Consider the following 22007-nt stretch of genomic DNA (forward strand, 5'->3'; position numbering starts at 1 on the left):
GGGATGCATCGGTGCTTCAAGGGTTCTGGCATGGCCTTGCTGACCGTTTTGGTGGCACCGGCTTGGCGGCAAAGAGGGAAATGGATGGATACAGGAATCGATGGCGGCCGTGGCGAACATGCCGGGAACGCGCCACGCGTGTTGTGGATCGCCATGCTCGTGGTGTTTTTCCTGATGGCGATACGCATCGCGTCGATCAATTCGCCGGTGATGGGCAGCGACGAGTACGCGTATTTCCATGCCGCGAAATACGAGGCGACGGGCGACCGGCTGTATGCGCTCGACCCTTATCTGCAGCGCGTCGATAACAAGGTCTATCCCTGGCTTTACCGCGCCTGGGCCAGCGGCTCGGTCGAGCATGCCGCCACGGTCGGCCGTTTGTTCAACAGCCTGCTGTACTGCCTCGGGGCGCTGCTGCTGTTCGGCGTGTTCCGCCGCTGCATGGATCGGCGTTCGGCGCTGTTGTCGGCCTTGCTGTACCTGGCCATGCCGTTTTCGTTCTATGCGACGACGTTGCTGCCGGAGGTGGAATTCCAGCTTTCGATCTACCTGCTGGCGCTGGTCTGGCTGGCCGAGCGCGGCGCCAGTTCCTGGCGGCAGGTGGTGCTGGCGGCGCTGGTCAGCGCCACGAGTTATCTGATCAAGCCGCATGCCGCCGCGGCCATCCTGGCCAGCGCGGCTTATCTGGTATGGAGCCGCGCGGGCCTGGCCGCTGGCGGGTCCGCGCTCAAGCGCATGGCTCACGGCATGCTGCAGGCGGTGGGGTATCTGGCCTGCACCGTGGTGCTGATCAAGCTGCTGCGGTATGCGCTCGATCCGGCCGGGTCATCGGCCATCGTCGCTTCGTTCTACCAGGGCTATCTCGACCAGCTGCGCGATCCGCAGTATCTGCTGAAGAGCCTGGGCTCGATCGCCGGCTACGTCGGCGGGCATGTGTGGGTGTGGCTGGTGTTCTTCGCGCCGGGCGTGGTGGCCTTGCTGGTGGACCTGCGCCATTGGCTGCCCTGGCGTCGTGCGGGCGCGCAGGCGCCGGCGGTAGACGACGCCATCGACGAATCGCGCCGCAAGCTCACGCTGTTCCTGTTCCTGCTGGCGGCGGCCATGCTGTGCATGGTGGCGCTGTTCACCGATGCCGCGGCCGCTGGTTCGGAGTTCGAGCGCGGCCGCCTGCATGGGCGCTATGTGGAGGCGCTGCTGCCGTTCCTGCTGGCTTATGGCGTGTGGTGGAGCGGGCGTGGCGCCTCGCGCTGGGTCGCACTGCTGGGCTTTGCGGCGATGGCGACGTTCGTGCTGTGGGGGCGTTTCTGGTTCCACCTCTACCCCTGGGACTATCCGGACCTGTTCGGCCTGTTCGACCGCAAGATCCCGTACTGGGGCTTCGACCATGTGGTGCGCTGGCCGCTGCGGCTTTCGCTGGTGCTGGCCCTGGTGTGCTGGGCGGCGTTCGCGTTCACCCGCCACCGGCGCTTCGCCTACCTGGTCTTCGTCGCCGGCAGCATGCTGGCCGCGCACGGCCAGATGTCGGCATGGCTGAAGGCGGAGAACGGCCTGACCCGCCAGGTGCTGGCCGACGGCGCGGCGATCCGCGCCTTCCTGGGCGAAGACGTGCCGGGCACCGGCCTGGTCGCCACCTATGAACGCTTCGGCCAGGCCTCGTATCTGCTGGCGGCGATGGATACCCAGCAGCACGTGCTGGAGCTTGCGCCGGGCGCGGCGCTGGACGCGCAGCGCGTGCCCAAGGGCATCCGCTGGGTGGTCGCTCCCGCGGCGATGGAAGTGCGATTGCCGCAGGCCTGGAAGATCGACCTGGGCAGCCAGCGCCTGTACCTGCTGGAAGACTCGCGCGTGCGGCCCGTGGCACCGCAGAAGCCGCTATGGGACGGCCAGCAGCCGCTGCAGATCGATACCGGCAGCGCGGCCAATCCGGCCCGCTTCCAGGGCTTCCGCCCCGGCGAGGGCTGGGGGCGCTGGTCCACCGCGCAGCGGTCGAACATCGAATTGCCGGCGCTGGTCTCGGGCCGCGTGCGCGTCGAGTTCTTCGGCTGGGTCGCGGATGTGTCGAAGATCCCCTCGGTGTCGGTCGGGCTGGGCAATGCGGTTGCCAGCGTGCCGATGACCGCGCAGGGGCAGGAGCATCAGCTGGTGCTCGAAGTGAAAACGCCGACCGACAGCCTGTGGTTCGAAAGCGCCACGGTCAACGATGGCGGCGTGCCGCTCGGCGTGGCGGTCGGGCGCATTCGCGTGACCGCGGTGCCCTGAGCCGAGGCGGCGGAGCGCGCCTAGCGCGGGCGCTCCGTTTCCAGCAGCTCGAGGTAACCCTGGCGGATCTGCTCCCAGGTGACGGGGGAGCGGCGCTCGTACAGCAGTTTCCCCGCGTGCGGACGCTGCTCCAGCGCGTCGTCGCTGGCCAGCTGCAGCGCATAGCTGCCCTGGAACAGCAGCTTGAAGGCGACGAAGGGCAGCAGGCCCAGCCAGGTGCGCCACTGCGACGGATAACCCAGGCAGGTGCGCAGATCGAGCAGGCGATGCCGTACGGATATCGGCAGCCAGGTGGTGGGGCCGTTGCTGGTCAGCGGATGCATCACGCGGAACAGCGGGCCCGGCAGGCCTTCGCCGTTGTAGAGCGGGAACTGCCACACGGGGGCGTCGACATGTCCGTTGCGGCGCATCGCCAGCAGGATCGCGTGGCTCGCATCATGGTCCTGATGCCCGCCTTCCCAGGCGGTGACGAAGCACGCCGTCACCGGCCCCTGCTGCGACACCAGCTCGCACAGCAGCTCGTATGCGGTGCGCATGCGCGCGGGCAGCCCGCCATCCGGAATGCCGGCCGCGGCGCCGATGAAGTGCAGCGACTGCGCCGCCACGCCTTGCCGGGCCAGCGCGCGCTGCGATTCCTCGATACGCGGCTCGACGGCTTGCCCGCCGTAGGCGCCGTCGGTGAGATAGGCGCAGACGACCTCATGACCTTCTGCCACCGAGCGCCGCAACTGTTCCAGGCAGGCGAACTCATCGTCCGGATGCGCGAAGACAAACAGATGCCGCCCGGCCGAGGCCACTTCAGTAGGCATCGAAATCGAGGAAGTTGAATTGCACTTCGGTCGCGGGCAGCGCCGGCATGACGCCGTCCAGCGAGCGATAGATCAGGTTCAGCGGCGACGGGCGCAGGCGATCGGGCACGCCCATGCTCAGGCCGCGCCGTGCCGCGCCGCTGGGGCTGAGGCCCAGATACAGGCGCAGCAGCGACGGCGACTGCCGCGGCAAGGCGCCGTCGGCCAGCACCACGCCGGTCTCGCCCTCGACCACGATGCCGGGCTTGTCGGTCTTGGCGAACAGCACGCTGCCGCCGGCGTCCTGGCTGCCGACGAAGACTGGATTGGTAGGACTGGCCGCGCGCCAGGCCAGATGTTCCTGCGTCCAGTCGTGGCGGAACGCCGCGCGTGCTTTTACTGCATTCCAGTCCGTGCGGATCACCCGCCCCAGCCCGACGCGCGCCTCGAGCGGCGCGACCAGGGCGAAGCCGAGCTTGCGGATGAAGCCCGGCGTGCTGTTGGCATTGGCCACGCCGTAGACGGCGCTGAAGCCCTGCGACGCACCCAGCTCGTAGGTCTTCTGCGCCAGCGTGGTGAACAGGCCCTTGCCCTGGTAATCCGGATGGGTCGCGGTGTTCAACGACAGCAGCGCCCTGGTCTGCCGTCCGCCCAGCCAGAGGTTCGCCGGGATGCACACGTAGTGCGCCGCCAGGTCGTTGCCGGCGATCGCGTCCATGCCCACCACCTTGCCCGCGGGATTGCGCGAGTAAAGCCATTCCAGATACGCCTCGTGCAGATGCGTCGCGCCGGGAAAGCAGCGCGCGAACAAGGCGACATAACGGGCAAGCGACTGCGAATCCGTGGCGACCGGCCGGAAATCGAACATCGGTTAGTTCCCCTTGGAGCGCATGCGCATGGGCGAGCGCTTGTGGATGGCGCGGGAGGGCAGGTGGGAGACGTCGTAGTTGAGGAAGGCCAGCAGCAGCTGGAATCCGCACAGGATGGACAGCGCGGCGATGATGATCGTGCCCACCGGCGTCGACACGTGCGTGGCGGCCGAATGCACCCAGTGGCTCAGGCCGAAGATCGCGCCGAACAGCAGGATCAGCACGCCGAACACCAGTTCCAGCGAGGCGACCGACATGTCGCGCAGGAAGTAATTATAGAAAATCCGCTTGATGGTATTGCGGATGTGCTTGGTCAGGAATTCGCTGAAGATGCGCGAGATCTTCAGGTTGCTCACCTCGTCGCCGTACTTGGCATCCATCGGCACGTCGACCACCGCCGCGCGGAACGTGCCGAGGCGGAACAGGATGTCGGTCTCGAAGAAATAGCGCTCGCTGATGCGGGCGAACGGCAGGCGGCGGGCGACGTCGGCATGGATCGCCGTATAGCCGTTGGTCGGATCGAACAGATCCCAGTAGCCGGTGGAAAGCTTCGCCATCAGCGAGAGCACGGCGTTGCCGAACACGCGCAGGCGCGGCATGTTGCCCAGGCTTTCCAGGTCGTAGAAGCGGTTGCCCTTGGTGTAGTCCGCTTCGCCGCGCACGATCGGGCCGACGAAATCGTCGATCAGCGCCGGGTCCATCTGGCCGTCGCCGTCGATCTTCACGATGACGTCGGCGCCGCCCTCGATGGCCGCGCGATAGCCGGTCATCACCGCGCCGCCCACGCCGCGGTTCACTTCGTGGAAGACCACCCGCACGCGCGGGTCGGTGCAGTGTTCCTGCACATGCTTGCCCGAGCCGACCGGGCAGGCATCGTCCACCACGTAGATCTGCTGGATATGCGCGGGGATCGACGCCACCACGTCCAGCACGAAATCCTTGACCTTGTAGCTGGGAATGACCACGGCGATCAGCGGCAGCACGGGAGCGCTGTCGAGGGCGACGACGGATGGCGATGCCAGTTCGTTCATTTGTAGATCCAGTACTTCGATGCCGCGAATCCGATCGCCGCGAGAGTCAGGTCGGCCAGGGGCTTGACCACCCATGCCATGTGCAGGCCTTCCGTATGCGCCGCCAGCATGACCGCGCCGGTGCTCAGCAGGGTCGTCAGTGTCCATGAAACGGCGAACTTCATCGCGTGTCTGGGGCGCAGCGGTCGGGCGTCGTCGCCGGCAAAGGTAAAGCGGCCGTTGAGCCAGAAACCCAGCGCGGCGCCGACAATACGCCCGGTGATATTGGCGGGGGCGGTCAGGATGCCGAGCTGGGTCAGCCCGATGAAGGTCAGCCAGTCGACGCCGATCTGCACGACGCCGACGAAACCGTAGCTGATCCCCTGTTTGACTATGCTCATACGCTCGCCGAAGACGGTGGCAGGGACTGCACAACGATCCAGTCTAGCCTGAACCCCTGCGTCCCGCAGGGGGCGCAGCCCTTGCCGTTCAGCGCTTGCGGATCACGAAGACTTCGTTGAAGGCCGCGTCGATGCCCATGTCCCGGTTGCGGGTATGGAAGGTGGCCACGCTGGTGCCCACCCAATCGGAGGCCAGCACTTCGAAATCGCTGCCGTAGTCCCAGGTCACCAGCGCCTTGCCGTCGCCGACCGGGTTGCCGTGGTACTGCGCTTCGAGCAGGTAGTTCACCTGGCCCTGCGCGTCCAGCTCGGCGCGGCGCACTGACGACACCAGGCCGGCGTGCTTGGGCGCGGTGAAGATGTGTGCGCCGCCGGGCTTCAGCACGCGATGGATGTCGCGCAGCGCCTGCGCGGGATCGAACACGTGCTCGAGTACATCCTGCGTAATGAAGATATCGAAGGTCTCGTCCGGGAAGGTGAGGTGCTCGATGTCTTCGCAGCGCACGCCGCGGAAGGTCTTGCCGTGCGGCTGGTCGGGGAAATACTGCGAATAGCTGTAGCCCTGGCACGCCTTGGCGATCAGGTCGTTGGAGGGCGAGGATTCGTGGATCTGCGAGGCGCGCCACTCGGGATACAGCTCGCCCATGATCAGCATCAGATGCCGCTGGCGCGGAATGGAATGGCAGTGGTCGCAAAGATACTGGTCGCGCAGCCAGCGGCCGTGCTCGACGAACCGGGTGTCCTTGCCGCAGCAAGGGCAGTGGCCGGGATTCGAGGGAAGGTCGCGTTTCGCCTTGGCTTTAAAGAAATCCATTCCGGGCCTTTCAATGGGTGTCACGATGGGGAAGGACGCATCATTGTGTGAATGACGTGTCAAGGTCATCAGCGCACCATTGTGATGCTGATCGCAGGGTATTTCGAGATAACACCATAAGGACTTGCGGAGTTCAACCGGAATAATGACATTCGACCATGGGCCGCAATGCGCCGGAGAAGGCTTTATTTCAGCCAAAAAATAAGGGGCGGCCGCAGCCGCCCCTTATTCGATTCACGCTTCGCGATGCATGCGAAGCGCGCCGTGCGAACGCGGCGATCAAAGCGCCTGTTCGATCTCCGGAATCAGCTTGAACAGATCGCCCACCAGGCCGATGTCGGCGATCTCGAAAATCGGCGCTTCGCCGTCCTTGTTGATCGCCACGATGGTGCCGGCGTCCTTGATGCCGGTCAGATGCTGGATCGCGCCGGAAATGCCGAACGCCAGGTACAGCTCCGGCGCGATGATCTTGCCGGTCTGGCCGACCTGCAGTTCGTTCGGCACGTAGCCGGCGTCCACCGCGGCGCGCGAGGCGCCGACGGCGGCGCCGATCTTGTCGGCGAGCTTGAAGATGATCTCGAAGTTCTCCTTCGAGCCGACGCCGCGGCCACCGGACACCACCTTGCCGGCGCTCTGCAGGTCGGGGCGGTCGCTCTTGCCCTGCTGCAGGTTCACGAAGCGCGTGTGGCCGGGCAGGGCGGCATCGGCGCCGGCGGCTTCCACCGGTGCGCTGCTGGCGCCCGTAGCGGCGGCCGGCCACGAGGCCGTGCGGATGGTGGCGACCACGGCGTGCGCCGGGTTCGCTTCCACGGTGACGATGGCGTTGCCCGCGTAGATCGGGCGTTTGAAGGTATGCGCGCCGTCCACTGCCATCACGTCGCTCACCTGCGCCACGCCCAGCAGGGCGGCGGCGCGCGGCGCCACGTCCTTGCCGAAAGTGGTGGAAGGGAAGAACACGTGGCTGTAGCCGGCGGCGGCCTTGGCCACCTGCGGCGCCAGCACGGCGGCCAGCGGATGCGCGTTCTCGGCGCGGGCGATGGTGATGACCTTGCTGACGCCCTCGATGCGCGCGGCCTCGGCGGCGATCGCGTCGACATGGTCGGCCAGCACCAGCACGTCGATAGCCTCGCCCTTGACGGCGGCGGCGGCGCTGACGGCACGGGCGGTGGAGGGGTTCAGCTTGCCGTTGAGGTGTTCGGCGATAACCAGAATCTTGCTCATATCGATCTCCCGGCAACCTGCTTAGAGCAGGCCCTTCTGCTTGAGCGCGGCCACCAGTTCGGCGGCGTCCTTGACCATCACACCCTTGCTGCGCTTCGGCGGCGCGGCATACAGCGTGGTCTTGAGCTGGTCGTGGGCTTCCACGCCGAGCGAGCCGAATTCGATGGTGTCGATCGGCTTGGACTTGGCCTTCATGATGTCCGGCAGCTTGATGAAGCGCGGCTCGTTGAGGCGCAGGTCGGTGGTGATCACGGCGGGCAGCTGCGCTTCGATGGTTTCCAGGCCGGCGTCGACTTCGCGGGTGACCGTGGCCTTGCCGTCGGCGATCTCGACCTTGCTGGCGAAGGTGGCCTGCGGGCGGTCCCACAGCGCGGCCAGCATCTGGCCGGTCTGATTGGCGTCGTCGTCGATCGCCTGCTTGCCCAGGATGACCAGCTCCGGCTGCTCTTTCTCGACCAGCTTGAGCAGGGTGCGCGCGGCGGTGAGCGGCTGCACTTCGTCGGCGGTGACCACGTGGATGGCGCGGTTGGCGCCCATCGCCAGGCCATTGCGCAGGTGGGCGGTCAGGTCGGCCGGACCGATCGCCACCAGCACCACCTCGCTGGCGATGCCCTTCTCGCGCAGGCGCAGGGCCTCTTCGAGGGCGATGTCGTCGAACGGGTTGGCCGACAGCTTGACGCCGTCGGTCATCACGCCCGTGCCATCGGGCTTGACCTGGATGCGGACGTTGAAGTCCACCACACGCTTGTAGCCGACAAGAATCTTCATCTGCGGGTCCTTCATGGTGAGCCGCCCGCCAGGGCGGAAGCCTCCATTCTAACCATTTTCAAACACTTGTATGAAGGAGGGCGGCCGCGCGGCCCGGGCCGGCGCGTTCAGTTCAGCACGCGCTGCAGGGTGCGCGTGGCCGCTTCGACCGAGAAGTAATGCCGGATGTTGTCCAGGCCAGCGGCGGACAGGCGCGACCACAGCGGCGGATCGTCGCGCAGCTGGCGATAGGCCGCGGCGAAGGCCTCGGCTTCGTCCGCCAGCAGCACGTTGTCGCGGTCGTGCAGACGCATGCCCTCGACCGCGAGCGGCGTGGCGATCACCGGCAATCCATAACTCATGGACATGTTGATCTTGCCCTTCACCCCCGCGCCGAAACGCAGCGGCGCCAGCGAAGCCAGGCAGGTCTCCATCCATGGACCCAGGTCCGCCACGCGTCCATGCAGTTGCAACCCGTCCTGCGCCAGCTCCACGCGCAGCGCATCGGAGATGTCGCCCAGGATGTGCACCACCGCGTCGGGATCGACCTTGCGCAGCTCCGGCAGGATCGCGCTGGCGATCCAGCGCATTGCATCGACATTCGGCGGATGCCCGTGGCCGCCGACGAACAGCAGGTCGCGGCGCTCGCCATGCGGTTTGCTGCAGCCGTGGACGATGTGGATGTTGGACACCAGCTCGACCCGCGCGGCCGGCGCCAGCGTGCGCAGCAGCGCCTGTTCGTCGGGACTGACCACGAAGGTGACGTCGCTGTCGCCGATCAGGGTCAGTTCGCTCTGCCGTGACAGCCTGGCCTGACGCAGCATCGATGCCTGGCCGCCCAGTTCCGCCGCGCGCTGCTCGCGCACGAAATGCAGGTCGACCGTATCGAAGATCACTCTGGCCTGCGGTGCATGTTGCCGCACGATATGCAGGTACTGCCCGGCTACGGTGTGGCGGCACAGCATCACCGCGCGCAGCTCCTTGCCGTGCTCGGCCAGCCAGCGCGGCAGGCCTTCGGCGGAGGAGAACGCCAGGATCTCCACGCCGAGGCGGCCCAGCCGGTTCATGTCCGCGCGCGAGGTGCGTGCGTCGTCCGGGCAGAACGTCACGCTCCAGCCCAGGCTGCGGAAGATCTGGAACATTTCCATCAGGCGCAGCGAACCCGAATCGCGCGAGGCGTCGGGCGTGGTGCCGTCCACCACCAGCAGGCGCCCGCGCGAACGCCAGTGCACGGCCTGATCGAGCGCGGTCTGGCGTGAAGGATGGCTGGCCAGCACGCCGCGCCACTTGGCGACGAACTTTTCCTGGTTGATGGTCTGGAAGCGCTTCATGCCGCTGCTCAGATCGGTGCCGGCGCTGATGCCCTCGCAATGGATGACCATGCTGGTGGGCTCGTAATACACGCGCCAGCCGGCGGCGCGGACGGCGAAGGCCAGGTCGGTGTCGTCGTAATAGGCCGGCGCAAGCAGGGTGTCGAAGCAGCCGACGTAGTCGAACAGCGTGCGCCGGATCATCAGCGAGGCGCCGGAGACATAGTCCACCTCGCGCCGGAACTGCCAAGCCGGCGCGTCGCGGCTTTCGAAGCGGCCCAGGTTCCAGCAGCTGCCGTCGTTGAAGACCAGCCCGCCGGCTTCCTGCAGGCGGCCGTCGGGATAGACCAGCTTGCTGCCGGCGATGCCGCAATCGGAGTGCTCGGCGAAACACTGCAGCAGGGCCTCGATCCAGCCGGCGGTGACCTGCGTGTCGTTATTGAGGAACAGCAGGAACTCGCCGCGCGCCGCCTGCGCGCCCGCATTGCAGCTGCCGATAAAGCCGAGGTTGCGTTCGTTGCGCAGCACGCGCAGCCCCGTCACGCCGGCCAGCGTGGCGGCGCTGTCGTCGGGGGCGGCATCGTCGACCACGATGATCTCGATCGGCGTGTCGCTCGCATGCAGCACGATCGAGCGCAGGCAGGTCAGCGTGTAAGCAAGCTTGCCGTAGGTGGGAATGACGATCGACACGCGCGGCGCGGTGGCGCAGGGCACCGCGAACGGCGCGAACGGCTCGTCGAGCGCAAGCAGCGACAGCGCCTCGTCCTCTTCGGGAATCCGGCGGAACTCCTGCAGCACGCGCTGTGCCGTCCCCTGCCAGCCCCGCAGCGCGAGGCTGGCGCGGGCGCGCTGCCACAGATAACCGAGGCGCTTGAACCGCCAGTAGAGCTTGGCTGCCAGCTGGATACCCTCGTCCGCTCAGAGGTTCTGGTAGTTCGGGCCCGAACCGCCCTCGGGCGTCACCCAGTTGATGATCTGGTACGGGTCCTTGATGTCGCAGGTCTTGCAGTGCACGCAGTTGGCGGCGTTGATCTGCAGCCGCTTGCCGGCTTCGTCCTGCACGATCTCGTAGACGTTGGCGGGGCAGAAGCGCTGGCAGGGATTGCCGTATTCCTCGGCGCACTTGGTCACGCAGATCGAAGTGTCGGCCACGTGCAGGTGCACCGGCTGGTCTTCGTCGTGCTCGGTGGCGGCGAAGTACACGCCGGCCAGGCGGTCGCGCGGCGGCAGTTCGCGCTGGATGTAGTCGCGCTTCGGTTCTTCTTGCTGGCCGAGCTTGTGCAGGGACGACCAGTCCGCCTTGTTTTTCAGCGTCCACGGCGAGGCGCCGCCGGTGACCGTTTCCCAGGCCGCGTTGAGCATGCCGAACCACAGGCCTTTCTTGAAGGCGGGCTTGATGTTGCGGACTTTCTTCAGCTCCGCCATCACGTCCGAACCGCGCAGCCTGGCGTCGAAGCCGGCCGGGTTCAGTTCGTTCGCGGCCAGGTGCTCGGCGGCCAGCATGCCGCTCTTGATCGCCTGGTGCGTGCCCTTGATCTTCGGCACGTTGAGCAGACCGGCGGTGTCGCCGATCAGCAGGGCGCCGGGCATCTCCAGCTTGGGCAGCGACTGCCAGCCGCCGGTGACGATGGCGCGCGCGCCGGCCGAAAGAATGCTGCCGCCTTCCAGCAGCGGCCGCATCGACGGGTGGTTCTTCCATTGCTGGAAGGCTTCCCACGGCTGGTAGTTCGGGTCGCTGTAGTCCAGGCCGCTGACATAGCCCAGCGCCACGCGGTCCTTGTCCAGGTGGTACAGGAAGCTGCCGCCGTAGGTGTGGCTGTCGGCCGGCCAGCCGAAGCTGTGCACGATCTTGCCCGGCGTGACGCGGCCGGCGGGCAGCTGCCACAGCTCCTTGATGCCGATCGAATAGCCCTGCGGGTCGCTGTGCTTGTCCAGCTCGAAACGCTTGATCAGCTGCTTGCTCAGGCTGCCGCGCGCGCCTTCGGCCAGCACGGTGACCTTGGCCTTGATGTCGATGCCCTGGGTGTAGCCGCTCTTGTGCGAGCCGTCCTTCGCCACGCCCATGTCGCCGATGCGCACGCCGGCGACGGCGCCGTTCTCGTCATAGATGTTGTCCGCGGCGGCGAAGCCGGGGAATACGTCCACGCCCAGCGCTTCGGCCTGCGGCGCCAGCCACGCGCACATGGCGCCCAGCGAGACGATGAAGTTGCCCTTGTTGTGCATGCCGGGCGGGATCGGCAGGCTGCGGTGGCCGGTCTTGCTCAGCAGCCAGAACTCGTCTTCGATGGCCTGCACGCAGATCGGCGGCGGGTTGTCGCGCCAGCCGGGCAGCAGGGCATCCAGTGGCTGCGGCTCGATCACCGCGCCGGACAGGATCTGCGCGCCGATGGTCGAGGCCTTCTCGATCACGCATACGGTGACGTCGGGCTTGAGCTGCTTGAGCCGGATCGCGAACGACAGGCCGGCGGGGCCTGCGCCCACGACGACGACGTCGTATTCCATGATTTCGCGTTCGCTCATCGGTCGCTCCGGAAGGTTCTGGCTGGCTGGTGGTTCGCTGGCTGCGGCGAGGTGACCGGGGCCACCTCAGCGCGCCATTGTCCGGTTTCGTGCACTGTGCGGCAACGCATGGTGCAGCACCGCTTGCAAACGCTTAACCCACGCCATCGATAATCGATCCCGACACCAGGGAGACTTCATGAATCAACTGCCGCCGATCTCCGACCGTGACCTGCGTCGCGCCACTCTTTGCCAATTGCTGCACTGGCTTGCCGCCGGGCGGGTCCACCCGGAGGGGCTGGCCGAGGTCTACCAGGAAGCCATCGAACGGCTCAATCCCCAGCTCAACGCCTTCGTGGGGCTGAGCCCGGGCCTGCTGCGGGAACAGGCCACGGCCGCGCAGCATCGCCGCCGCGATGGCGTGCTGGGCCGGCTCGACGGCCTGCCGGTGGCGATCAAGGACAATTTCGACGTGGCCGGCTGGGCCACGCGGGCAGGCCTGCCCGGGCGCACGCAGCCGGCGTCCGGTGATGCGCATGCGGTGGCGCGCCTGCGCGCCTCGGGCGCGGTGCTGCTGGGCAAGACCAATATGGACGAGGGCGCGCTCGGCGCGGCCACCGACAATCCGCACTACGGCCCCACCCACAACCCGCATCGGCATGGCTACACCGCCGGCGGTTCCTCCGGCGGCGCGGCCGCGGCGGTGGCGTCGGGCCTGGCGGTGGCGGCGATCGGTTCGGACAGCCTCGGCTCGATCCGCATCCCCGCCAGCTATTGCGGCGTGTATGCGTTGAAACCCACCCACGGCGAGATCTCCGCGCGCGGCCTGGTGCCCGCTGCGCGGCGGCTCGATGCCGTCGGCCTGCTCGCGCGCAGCGCCAACGACCTGACCGTGCTGCTGCAGGTGCTGGCCGGTTACGACGCCGACGACGCGCGCTCGCGCCGCCGCCGCGTGGCGTTCGCGCCGCCGGACTGGGAGCCGGGCAACCTGCGCTGCGGCCTGCTGCCGGACCTGGCGGCGGTCGGCGTGGAGCCGGCGGTGATCGATGTGTTCGAAGATGCGTTGTCGCGCCTGCCGCGCGAACTGGGCGAGCGCCGCGCGGTGGACTTCAGCGACTGGGACTTTGCCCGCACGCGCCGCGCCGGCCTGTTCCTGATGGAGGCGGAGATGCTGAGCACCTTCGGCGCCGACCTGGAGGACGCCGAGCATCCGCCGTCGGAGCGTTTCCGCCGCATGCTTTCCTACGCGGCCACCAAGAGCGCCGCCGACTACGCCATCGCCGACCGCGTGCTGGACGCGGCCACGCTGAAGATGCGCCGCCTGTTCGCCCAGGTCGACGTGCTGGTGCTGCCGACCACGCCGCAGGGTGCGTTCCCGCTGGGCGGCGCGGTGCCGGATTCGCAGGCGGACCTGACCAGCTTCGCCAGCCTGGCCGGTTGCCCGGCGGTGAGCATCCCGATGGGCACCTTGCCGGACGGCATGCCGGTGGGCATGCAGCTGGTCGGTGCGCGCGGTTCGGATCTGCGCCTGCTGGAGCTGGCCGAGGTGTGCGCGGCGACGCTGGACGCGGAGCCGGTGTATCCGGTGGAGCCGCGTCCGCTGGCATGAGTCTCTTTGCCGAGCAGTGGCAGGCGATCCCGCTGCCCGATGCGCAGCTGCGCCTGCTGCCGCATTGGCTGGCGCCGGACGAGGCCGACGCCTTGTTCGAGGAGTTGCAGCGCTCGATCGCGTGGGAGGTGCACCGCATCCGCATCTTCGGGCGCGAGGTGGATTCACCGCGCCTGAGCTGCTGGATCGGCGATGCCGACGCCACCTATGTCTATTCGCGCACCCGCTTCGAGCCGCATCCCTGGACCGAGGCGCTGGCCTCGCTGCGCTGGCGCGTGCAGCAGGCCTGCGGGGCGCGCTTCAACAGCGTGCTGGCCAATCTCTATCGCGACGGGCGCGATGCGATGGGCTGGCATAGCGACGACGAGGCGGAGCTGGGGCCGCGGCCGGTGATCGCTTCGGTCAGCCTGGGTGCGGAGCGGCGCTTCTGCCTGCGTCCGCGAGCCAAGGGCGCAGGCAAGCGCGAGGTGCGTGGACTGGAACTGCCGCATGGCAGCTTGCTATGCATGGCGGGTGATATGCAGCGGCATTACCAGCACTCGCTGCCCAGGACGAGCGCGGCCGTCGGGCCGCGCATCAACCTTACTTTCCGATGGATCGAATCGAGCGTCGACGCGCGCCGCTGAGGCGTCAGTCGCGCGCGGCCGACGCGCGCTGTTCCAGCGTCCAGCTCACCACCTGCGCCGCCAGCGCATCGCCGGCCTGGCCAAACGCCGCGACCACCTGCGGCACCGCGGTGCCGTTCACTGGCTGGGTGACCTCGAAGCGGCGCGCGGCGACGATCTTCAGGCCGCTGTTGCGCACCAGCCGCGCGTCGTAGCGCAGTACGACCACCGCGTCCTTGCCGCGGTATTCGGATTGGAACGCGGTGAGGTCGGCGCTGAGCACGTAGTCCGCCTGCAGATTGCTGTCGTCGCTGCTCAGTGCGGTGACGCGGCCGTCGTTGCGGAAGCCTTCGAGCAGGCGGTTGCGCAGCAGCACCGGCACGCGGTCGCTCCAGCGCGCGCCCTGGTACACGCTGACCACGTCGCCGGCGGGGAGCACGGCGATGCGCGCGCTGTCGAGCATGCGCTCGGCCTGTGGCGTATCGACCCGCAGCGACCAGTTCACTGCGCCGGCCTGCGCCTGCGGCAGGGGTGCGGCAGGCAGCCGGTAGATATTCGGCGATTCGGCCTTGGGCAGCACCGAGCAGGCGGCGCTGGCGAGCATGGCCGCCAGCAGCAGGGCGCGGCGGGCGGCGGTTTTCATGGCACGCTTCATGGCATGCGTGATGGCACGCGTCATGGCACGAACTCCTTGCTGCGGTCGCGGCCGAGCAGGAAGCCGGCCGGGTTGTCGTCGAACTTGCGGGTGATGCCGCGCAGCGAACCGGCGGCATCGCGCAGTTCGCGCACGGCCGGGCCCAGTTCGCTCAAGCCCTGCATGCCGCCGTCGAGCGCGGCGCGGTTGTCGTTGAGCAGGCGGTCGATCGACGCGGTGGAGCGCTCCAGCGAGGCCATCGCATTGCGCGCGCTGTCCAGCGTGGCGCGGCCCTGCTGGTCGACCAGGCCGTTGGCGCTGCGCGCCAGCTGCTCGGTCTGTTCCAAGGTGGCGGTGGCCTGCTTGCTGGCCAGGGCCAGCTGGCTGAGCAGGGCGCGGATATCGTCGCGCTGGTCGGCCACGGCGCCGGTGGTCTTGTCCAGGTGATCCAGGGTGCGGCTGATGCGCGCCACGTTCTCGTCCGACATCAGCTGGCTGGCGCGCGAGACCACGTCGTTGATATTGGTCATCACATCCTCGCCGTTGGACAGCAGTTTGCTGAGCGGCGAAGGGTCGGCCACGATCACCGGCATCTCGCCGCCGGGCGAGGCCAGCGCGGGGCTGCCCGGCGAACCGCCGCTGAGCTGGATCACCGCCATGCCGGTGACGCCGGTGAGCGCGAGCTTGGCGTGGGTGTCCTGCTTGATCGGCGTGTCGGCGCCCAGGCGGATGCGCGCCAGCACGCGGCGCGGGTCCTGCGGGTCGAGCTTGAGCTGGGCGACGTCGCCGACCTTGATGCCGTTGTATTGCACCGCGCTGCCTTGCGAGAGGCCGCTGACCGCCTCGTTGAAGACCACCTGGTATTCGGCGAACTGCCGGTCGGTGCTGGACTTGGCCAGCCACAGCCCGAACAGCAGCGCGGCGGCCACCACGATCACCGTGAACAGGCCGATCAGCACATGATGGGCGCGGGTTTCCATCTCGATCACCTCTTGGTCTTTTCCGCGGCGTCGAGCGCCGCGCGGCCGCGTGGGCCGTGGAAGTACGACTGGACCCACGGGTCCTCATTCTGCGCGACCACCTCGAGCCGGTCGCACACCAGCACCTTCTTCTGCGACAGCACGGCGACGCGGTCGCAGATGGTGTAGAGCGTGTCCAGGTCGTGGGTGACCAGGAACACGGTGAGGCCGAGCGCATCGCGCAAAGTCAGGATCAGCTGGTCGAACGCGGCGGCGCTGATCGGGTCCAGGCCGGCCGTGGGTTCGTCCAGGAACAGGATCTCCGGATCCAGCGCCAGCGCACGGGCCAGCGCCGCGCGCTTGACCATGCCGCCGGAAAGCTCGGACGGGTATTTGTGCTCGGTGCCTTGCGGCAGGCCGGCCAGGGCCAGCTTCACCGCGCCGAGCGATTCGGCTTCCGGCCGCTTCAGCCCCGCGTGCTCGATCAGCGGCATGGCGATGTTCTCCACCACATTCTGCGAGGAGAACAGCGCGCCGTTCTGGAACAGCACGCCGAAGCGCCGCTCGATGCGCGAGCGCTGTTCCGGCGGCAGCCGCAGCAAGTCTTGCCCGAACACCTGCACCTGGCCGGAGGTGGGCCGGCGCAAGCCGACGATGGTGCGCAGCAGGACCGACTTGCCGGTGCCCGAGCCGCCGACCACGCCGAGGATCTCGCCGCGGCGCACGTCCAGGTCCAGCTGCTCGTGCACGGCCTGCGCGCCGAAGCGGTTGACCAGGTCGCGGACCTGGATCACGTCCTCCTGCGCCGTGCGTTCTTGCGCGACCGCGTTCACCAGTTCATCTCCATGAAGAACAGCGCGGCCACCGCGTCCAGCAGGATCACCACGAAGATCGACTGGACCACGCTGGAGGTGGTGTGCTCGCCCACCGACTGCGCGCTACCGCTGACCTTGAAGCCTTCCAGGCAGCCGATCACCGCGATCAGAAAGGCGAAGATCGGCGCCTTGGACAGGCCGACCAGGAAGTGGTGGACGCCGATATCGGCCTTGAACAGGGTGATGAACATGGTCGGCGAGATGTCCAGGGTCAGCGCGCACACCACCGCGCCACCGGCCAGGCCGGAGATCATCGCCAGGAAGGTGAGCATCGGCAGCGACACCAGCAGGGCCAGCACGCGCGGCAGCACCAGCAGTTCCACCGGGTCCAGGCCGAGCGCGCGGATCGCGTCGATTTCTTCATTGGCCTTCATCGAGCCGATCTGCGCGGTAAAGGCGCTGGCGGTGCGGCCGGCCATCAGGATCGCAGTGAGCAGCACGCCGAATTCGCGCAGGAAGGAAAACGCGATCAGGTCGACCGTATAGATGGTGGCGCCGAAGTCGGCCAGCACGGTCGAGCCGAGGAAGGCCACCACCGCGCCGACCATGAAGGTGAGCAGGGCCACGATCGGCACCGCGTCCAGGCCGGTCTGCTCCACATGAGCCACCAGCGAGGTGACGCGCCAGCGGCGCGGATGCGGCAGGCCGCGCGCCAGCGCTTCCAGGGTCAGGCCGATAAAGCCCAGCAACTGCAGCTGCTGGCGCCACACGCTGTCCATCGCGCGGCCGATGCGCGCCAGCACTTCGGTGACGGCGGAGCGGTGGCGGCGGACTTTGTTCGGCGTGCGATAGGCATCGAGCGCCTTGCCCACCGTGTCGAGCAGCGCGCGCCGCGCGGGCGGGAGTCCGTCGGCCTGCGCCAGTTCGGCGACGCGGTCGGTGCCGAGCAGGCGCACCAGCAGCGAGGCGCCGGCGGTATCCAGTGCGGCCAGGCCGGCCAGGTCGATCTGCGTGCCCTGCGGCAGCGGGGTGGCGAAAGCGTCCACGCGGCGTTCGAGTTCGGCGTAATGCGCCAGGGTCCAGGCACCGGCGACGCGCAGCCGCGGCGGTTGCGAGCTGGCATCCAGGTCGGCGCTTCCTGTCGCGGGCGATGGGCTCATGAAGGGCGATCTTATAGGGCAGCGCCGTGTTTTGTATGCGCGGCGCCGTGAAGCAGCCGCGTACGGGAGAGCTGCGAAATCGTCTCGGACGTCCATGCGGCTGCGTACCTGCCGCCGCATCGCAGCATCGCCGCGGCTTGGAATGCGGCACGGCGCCCGGCGATAATGCGGCTTTTCCCCAGGCGCACTTTCGATGACCGAGAAGACCGTACTCAATGCCACCCACCGCGCGCTCGGCGCGCGCATGGTCGACTTCGGCGGCTGGGACATGCCCATCAACTACGGCTCGCAGATTGAGGAGCACCACGCGGTGCGCCAGGACGCCGGCATGTTCGACGTCTCGCACATGACCGTGGTCGACCTGCACGGCGAGCGCACCCGGGAGTTCCTGCGCCACCTGCTGGCCAACAGCGTCGACAAGCTGAAGGTCCAGGGCAAGGCGCTGTATTCCTGCATGCTGGACGAGCAGGCGGGGGTGATCGACGACCTCATCGTGTATTTCTTCGACGACCGCCACTTCCGCCTGGTGGTGAACGCGGCCACCCGCGCCAAGGACCTGGCCTGGATCGAACAGCAGGCCAAGGCGTTCGGCGTCGAGGTCAAGGAGCGGCCGGACTTCTCCATGATCGCCGTGCAGGGCCCGAACGCCCGCGACAAGGTGATCGGCCTGCTGCACGAGGTGGACCGCGAGCGCATCCGCAAGCTCGGCAAGTTCGTCGCCGCGGCGGCGCAGGGTCCGCACGGCATGCCGCTGTTCATCGCCCGCACCGGCTACACCGGCGAAGACGGCTTCGAGATCCTGGTGCCGGAAGACCACGCCGTCGCGCTATGGGAAGCGTTGGCTGCGGTGGGCGTGAAGCCGGCGGGCCTGGGCGCGCGCGACACGCTGCGCCTGGAGGCCGGCATGAATCTCTACGGCCAGGACATGGACGAGACCGTCAGCCCGTGGGAGGCCAACCTCGGCTGGACCATCGCGCTGGACGAGGGCCGCGACTTCATCGGCCGCAAGGCGCTGGAGGCGCAGAAGGCCGCCGGCGTGCAGCGGGTGATGGTCGGCCTGGTGCTGGACGAGAAGGGCGTGCTGCGCCACGGCCAGAAGGTGCTCACCGCCAACGGCGAGGGCGAGATCCTGTCCGGCAGCTTCGCGCCGACCCTCAACAAGGCGGTGGCGTTCGCGCGCATTCCGGCCGGCGAGCCGGGCCATGTGCGGGTGGACATCCGCGGCCGCGAGATGCCGGTGCGCGTGGTGAAGTATCCGTTCGTGCGCGACGGCAAGCCCTGCGAAGGCATCTGAGCTGTCGCTCGCTGATCTATCCGGCAAGGGCTGCCCGGCAAGGGTTTGCCCTTCCGGCGAAGCGGCTTAGAATGCCGCGCATCGTGTTACCCCTACTCACCCGACATCCTTCAACCCAGGACTGGACCCGATCATGAGCGAGATTCCCGGCGATCTGAAATTCCTCAAGTCCCACGAGTGGGCTCGCGCCGAAGACAACGGCAACGTCCGCGTCGGCATCTCCGACCACGCCCAGGGCCAGCTCGGCGACGTGGTGTACGTGGAGCTGCCGGAGATCGGCGCCAGCGTGCAGGTCGGCCACGGCGTGGCCACGGTGGAATCGGTCAAGGCCGCTTCCGACATCTACACGCCGGTGTCCGGCGAGATCGTCGAGGTCAACGAGGCGCTGGCCGACTCGCCCGAGACGATCAACGAAGATGCCTACGGCGAAGGCTGGCTGTTCGTGGTCAAGCCGAGCGATCGCGCCGAGCTCGATGAACTGCTCGACGCGGACGCGTACGCCGAGCAGCTGGAGAACGAAGACCACTGATCGCCACGTGCGAAAGTGGATCGAACGACGGCCGCGCAAGCGGCCGTCGGTTTGTAGGAAGCAGGTCGCGCGAGCAACTCCGAACGGCAGCTCGAGCGAGCACCGCATCCGGTCGTCGCGACCCGATGCGAGGGTCGGAAGACGCCCTTGGGCGGGTCGGACGGGTCGCCGAGGGGCCTCCGGTTGAAATTCGTTCATCCACCCGAAAAGGTGCCGGCGAGGGGTCTAAGCCCTTGCTTGCCAAGGGGTTAGACGTTCAGCTTGATTCGCTCACGCGATTATGAGCGAGTGGCACGGAATAGCGCGTTTTATGCGGGATTTAAGCCGGTTTTTGATTTTTTCCGATTTTCTCGTATGGCCGTATGGACGTCCAAACAGATTATCCTCTTCGACCCCGTGGAGCCTTGTGGGACAGGGCTTCCGGGGCGGATGGGAGAGGTCGGTCGGATTGATTTCCCGGTTGAAATCAATTGACAGCCGAAATAATCGGGAATAGTTTTCGCACCAGATAACGGGGAACAGGCGTTATGGCACCATCGAAGTTCATCAAGCCGTATGTGGAACACGGCGAGAAAGCCGGGGCGGTACGCAAGATCACCGTCTCCATTCCGGTCCACGTTTTGCGGCTGCTGTCGGACGAACGTACCCGTCGTCAAGTGAACAATTTAAGGCACGCCACCAACAGCGATCTGCTGGTTGAGGCGTTCCTACATGCTTTTACTGGGCAACCACTGCCAACTGATGAGGAGCTGAGACGAACTATGGCCACTGCCAAGAAAGCTGCGAAGAAACCGGCCGCCAAGAAGGCTGCCAAGAAGACCACCGCGAAGAAGGCCGCTACCAAGCGTCCGGTCGCGAAGAAGCCGGCCGCCAAGAAGGCCGTCAAGAAGACTGCAAAGAAGGCCGCCGCCCGCAAGCGCCCGGCCGCTGCCAAGAAGGCGTCCGTCAAGAAGGTCGCCGTGAAGAAGGTTGCCAAGAAGGCTGCCAAGAAGGTCGCTAAGAAAGTTGCCAAGAAGCGCACCGTGAAGAAGGCTGCCGCTGCCAAGGTGGTCAAGGCCACCAAGACGGCCAAGCCCAAGGCTGCCAAGAAGTAAGCCCTACTAAAAAAGCTTTAACTCGATTTTCTCTCCCTGCGGTGCCCAGCGCAGGGGGGGGCACTTCGAAAAAGTTTCGTCCCGGCCTCCGTGCCGGGACGCTTCGTTTCAGGGGTATGAAAATGCGGGGTTGAACGCTCATGGGGTCCGGACGTCCGTTTTCCGTCCCCGTCTCACCGCCCCCTGCTAGCGCATTCCCCCGTCTGCCACCGTGAAATTAAGCGCGATTTGCCGTAGTGCTGCATTGCGGTTACCTTTCGCGTATCCGCGCCGCGGCAGGCCGGGGGGTCCGCCGCTCCTGGGTACACAGGGGGAAACAGCGCGGGTATCTGATGACACTCAGCGAGAGACCATGGATACCCGATACATACGTCATGCGCGCACGCACGCGCGCGGGGCTGTCCAGCCCATTGTCATAGCCGTACTGGTGGTTGTTGTCGTGTTGGCGGCAGCGGCCTGGTTCCTCATCATCAAGCCGCATCAGGACCTGATGCAGGCCGATAACGGCGGCCATCCATCCACGCCGGTCACCGCCGCCGGACAGGCAGCCGCACCGCCACCGGCGAACGTCGAGGCGATGAGCCTCAATCAGCTGCTTTCCGAAGCCCGCCGCGCGATCAACGAGCAGCGCCTGCTCGCGCCCGCCGGCAACAATGCGTTCGAGTTCTACCAGAAGGTGCTGCAGAAGCAGCCCGGCAACCAGGTGGCCACCGACGCGCTGCGCGAGACCTTCCCGTTCGCCGCCAATGCGGCCGAGCAGGCCATCAACCAGCGCGACTTCAACGATGCGCAGCGCCAGATCGACCTGCTCGCCAAGGCCGATCCGGCCAACTACACGTTGACCATCCTGCGCTCGAAGCTGGACGCCCAGCGCAAGCTGCTGGACCGCGAACAGCAGTTGGCCGCGGACAAGGAGAAGCAGGCGCAGTTGGCTGCCCAGAAGGTCGCCGCCGACAAGGTGGAAGCCGATCGCCAGACCGAACTGAAGACCCAGCAGGCCGCCGCCGAGCAGGCACGCGTGGCGCAGCAGGCGCGCCAGGCGCAGCAACAGCAGGCCGAGGCCACGCGCCAGCCGCAGACGGCGACGCCGTCGGCCGCTGCGCCGGCCGATGCGGCGACGCACGCGGCGGTGCTGGTGAAGAACACCGCGCCGCGTTATCCGACCGCGGCGATGCGTTCCAACCAGGAAGGCTGGGTGGAGTTGGCCTTCACCATCACGACCGGCGGCGACGTCAGCGACGTGAAGGTGGTCGACGCACAGCCGCGCCACGTGTTCGACCGCGCGGCGATCGACGCGGTAAGCCGCTGGAAGTACCAGCCGGCGACCCAGGACGGCACGCCGGTGGCTTCGTCCAAGCGCCAGCGCATCGAGTTCAAGCTGTAAGGCTGC

General features: G+C 67.3%; 20 protein-coding genes. 7 read left to right on the forward strand and 13 right to left on the reverse strand.

Annotated elements, in window-relative coordinates; all coding sequences use genetic code 11:
* Positions 1-84: 84 nt before the first annotated feature.
* Positions 85-2259, forward strand: a complete 2175-nt coding sequence (locus AB4083_RS13465) for a glycosyltransferase family 39 protein (protein ID WP_441608442.1) — start codon at positions 85-87, stop codon at positions 2257-2259.
* 20 nt (positions 2260-2279) lie between these two features.
* On the opposite strand, the gene AB4083_RS13470 is transcribed toward AB4083_RS13465, so the two are convergent.
* The 9 genes from AB4083_RS13470 to AB4083_RS13510 form a co-directional block, all read right to left on the reverse strand.
* A complete protein-coding gene (locus AB4083_RS13470; RefSeq protein WP_441608443.1) occupies positions 2280-3068 on the reverse strand; it encodes a PIG-L deacetylase family protein in 789 nt (262 codons plus the stop codon).
* Positions 3058-3915, reverse strand: a complete 858-nt coding sequence (locus AB4083_RS13475) for a GNAT family N-acetyltransferase (RefSeq protein ID WP_441608445.1) — start codon at positions 3913-3915, stop codon at positions 3058-3060. Before AB4083_RS13475 ends, AB4083_RS13470 begins: the two co-directional genes overlap by 11 nt.
* A gap of 3 nt (positions 3916-3918) precedes the next feature.
* Positions 3919-4947: a glycosyltransferase family 2 protein gene (locus tag AB4083_RS13480; RefSeq protein WP_441608447.1), complete on the reverse strand. Its 1029-nt coding sequence runs from the start codon at positions 4945-4947 to the stop codon at positions 3919-3921.
* Positions 4944-5327, reverse strand: a complete 384-nt coding sequence (locus AB4083_RS13485; protein ID WP_441608448.1) for a GtrA family protein — start codon at positions 5325-5327, stop codon at positions 4944-4946. The genes AB4083_RS13480 and AB4083_RS13485 overlap by 4 nt, the downstream gene beginning before the upstream one ends.
* An 88-nt stretch (positions 5328-5415) precedes the next feature.
* Positions 5416-6141, reverse strand: a complete 726-nt coding sequence (locus AB4083_RS13490) for a class I SAM-dependent methyltransferase (protein ID WP_441608449.1) — start codon at positions 6139-6141, stop codon at positions 5416-5418.
* Positions 6142-6420: 279 nt separating this feature from the next.
* A complete protein-coding gene (locus AB4083_RS13495; protein ID WP_441608451.1) occupies positions 6421-7362 on the reverse strand; it encodes an electron transfer flavoprotein subunit alpha/FixB family protein in 942 nt (313 codons plus the stop codon).
* A gap of 21 nt (positions 7363-7383) precedes the next feature.
* Complete coding sequence (locus tag AB4083_RS13500; RefSeq protein WP_441608453.1) at positions 7384-8130, reverse strand: electron transfer flavoprotein subunit beta/FixA family protein; 747 nt, start codon at positions 8128-8130, stop codon at positions 7384-7386.
* Positions 8131-8237: 107 nt separating this feature from the next.
* Positions 8238-10217, reverse strand: coding sequence for a glycosyltransferase (locus AB4083_RS13505; RefSeq protein ID WP_441608454.1), 1980 nt, complete (start codon positions 10215-10217; stop codon positions 8238-8240).
* A gap of 120 nt (positions 10218-10337) precedes the next feature.
* Positions 10338-11939 (reverse strand): electron transfer flavoprotein-ubiquinone oxidoreductase, encoded by a 1602-nt coding sequence (locus AB4083_RS13510; RefSeq protein WP_441608456.1) that lies wholly within the window; start codon positions 11937-11939, stop codon positions 10338-10340.
* Between the two features lie 178 nt (positions 11940-12117).
* Here AB4083_RS13510 and AB4083_RS13515 point away from each other — a divergent pair, with 178 nt between their 5' ends.
* Both AB4083_RS13515 and AB4083_RS13520 read left to right on the forward strand, forming a co-directional pair.
* A complete protein-coding gene (locus tag AB4083_RS13515; RefSeq protein ID WP_441608458.1) occupies positions 12118-13527 on the forward strand; it encodes an amidase in 1410 nt (469 codons plus the stop codon).
* On the forward strand, positions 13524-14153 hold the full coding sequence (locus tag AB4083_RS13520) for an alpha-ketoglutarate-dependent dioxygenase AlkB family protein (RefSeq protein WP_441608460.1): 630 nt from the start codon (positions 13524-13526) through the stop codon (positions 14151-14153). The genes AB4083_RS13515 and AB4083_RS13520 overlap by 4 nt, the downstream gene beginning before the upstream one ends.
* Before the next feature lie 4 nt (positions 14154-14157).
* Here AB4083_RS13520 and AB4083_RS13525 read toward each other — a convergent pair whose 3' ends face one another.
* Genes AB4083_RS13525 through AB4083_RS13540 form a run of 4 tightly spaced genes read right to left on the reverse strand, consistent with a single transcriptional unit; the run spans position 14158 to position 17700 of the window.
* A complete protein-coding gene (locus AB4083_RS13525) occupies positions 14158-14811 on the reverse strand; it encodes an ABC-type transport auxiliary lipoprotein family protein (RefSeq protein ID WP_441608462.1) in 654 nt (217 codons plus the stop codon).
* Positions 14808-15746, reverse strand: a complete 939-nt coding sequence (locus AB4083_RS13530; RefSeq protein ID WP_441608463.1) for an MlaD family protein — start codon at positions 15744-15746, stop codon at positions 14808-14810. Before AB4083_RS13530 ends, AB4083_RS13525 begins: the two co-directional genes overlap by 4 nt.
* 5 nt (positions 15747-15751) lie before the next feature.
* Positions 15752-16561: an ABC transporter ATP-binding protein gene (locus AB4083_RS13535; protein ID WP_441608660.1), complete on the reverse strand. Its 810-nt coding sequence runs from the start codon at positions 16559-16561 to the stop codon at positions 15752-15754.
* Complete coding sequence (locus AB4083_RS13540) at positions 16555-17700, reverse strand: MlaE family lipid ABC transporter permease subunit (protein ID WP_441608464.1); 1146 nt, start codon at positions 17698-17700, stop codon at positions 16555-16557. Before AB4083_RS13540 ends, AB4083_RS13535 begins: the two co-directional genes overlap by 7 nt.
* 193 nt (positions 17701-17893) lie before the next feature.
* On the opposite strand from AB4083_RS13540, the gene gcvT reads away from it, so the two are divergent.
* The 4 genes from gcvT to AB4083_RS13560 all read left to right on the forward strand — a co-directional run bounded on the left by gcvT (position 17894) and on the right by AB4083_RS13560 (position 22001).
* On the forward strand, positions 17894-18994 hold the full coding sequence (gene gcvT / locus AB4083_RS13545) for a glycine cleavage system aminomethyltransferase GcvT (protein ID WP_441608465.1): 1101 nt from the start codon (positions 17894-17896) through the stop codon (positions 18992-18994).
* A gap of 133 nt (positions 18995-19127) precedes the next feature.
* Positions 19128-19523: a glycine cleavage system protein GcvH gene (gcvH, locus tag AB4083_RS13550; protein ID WP_441608467.1), complete on the forward strand. Its 396-nt coding sequence runs from the start codon at positions 19128-19130 to the stop codon at positions 19521-19523.
* A 527-nt stretch (positions 19524-20050) separates the two neighbouring features.
* Entirely contained in the window at positions 20051-20617 is a 567-nt protein-coding gene (gene metJ / locus AB4083_RS13555) for a met regulon transcriptional regulator MetJ (RefSeq protein WP_441608468.1), read from the forward strand.
* A gap of 352 nt (positions 20618-20969) precedes the next feature.
* Positions 20970-22001 (forward strand): energy transducer TonB, encoded by a 1032-nt coding sequence (locus AB4083_RS13560; protein WP_441608470.1) that lies wholly within the window; start codon positions 20970-20972, stop codon positions 21999-22001.
* The last annotated feature ends 6 nt before the right edge of the window (positions 22002-22007 follow it).

The sequence above is a fragment of the Dyella sp. 2RAB6 genome (assembly GCF_052115385.1).
In the GTDB taxonomy this organism is placed as follows: Bacteria; Pseudomonadota; Gammaproteobacteria; order Xanthomonadales; family Rhodanobacteraceae; genus Dyella_D.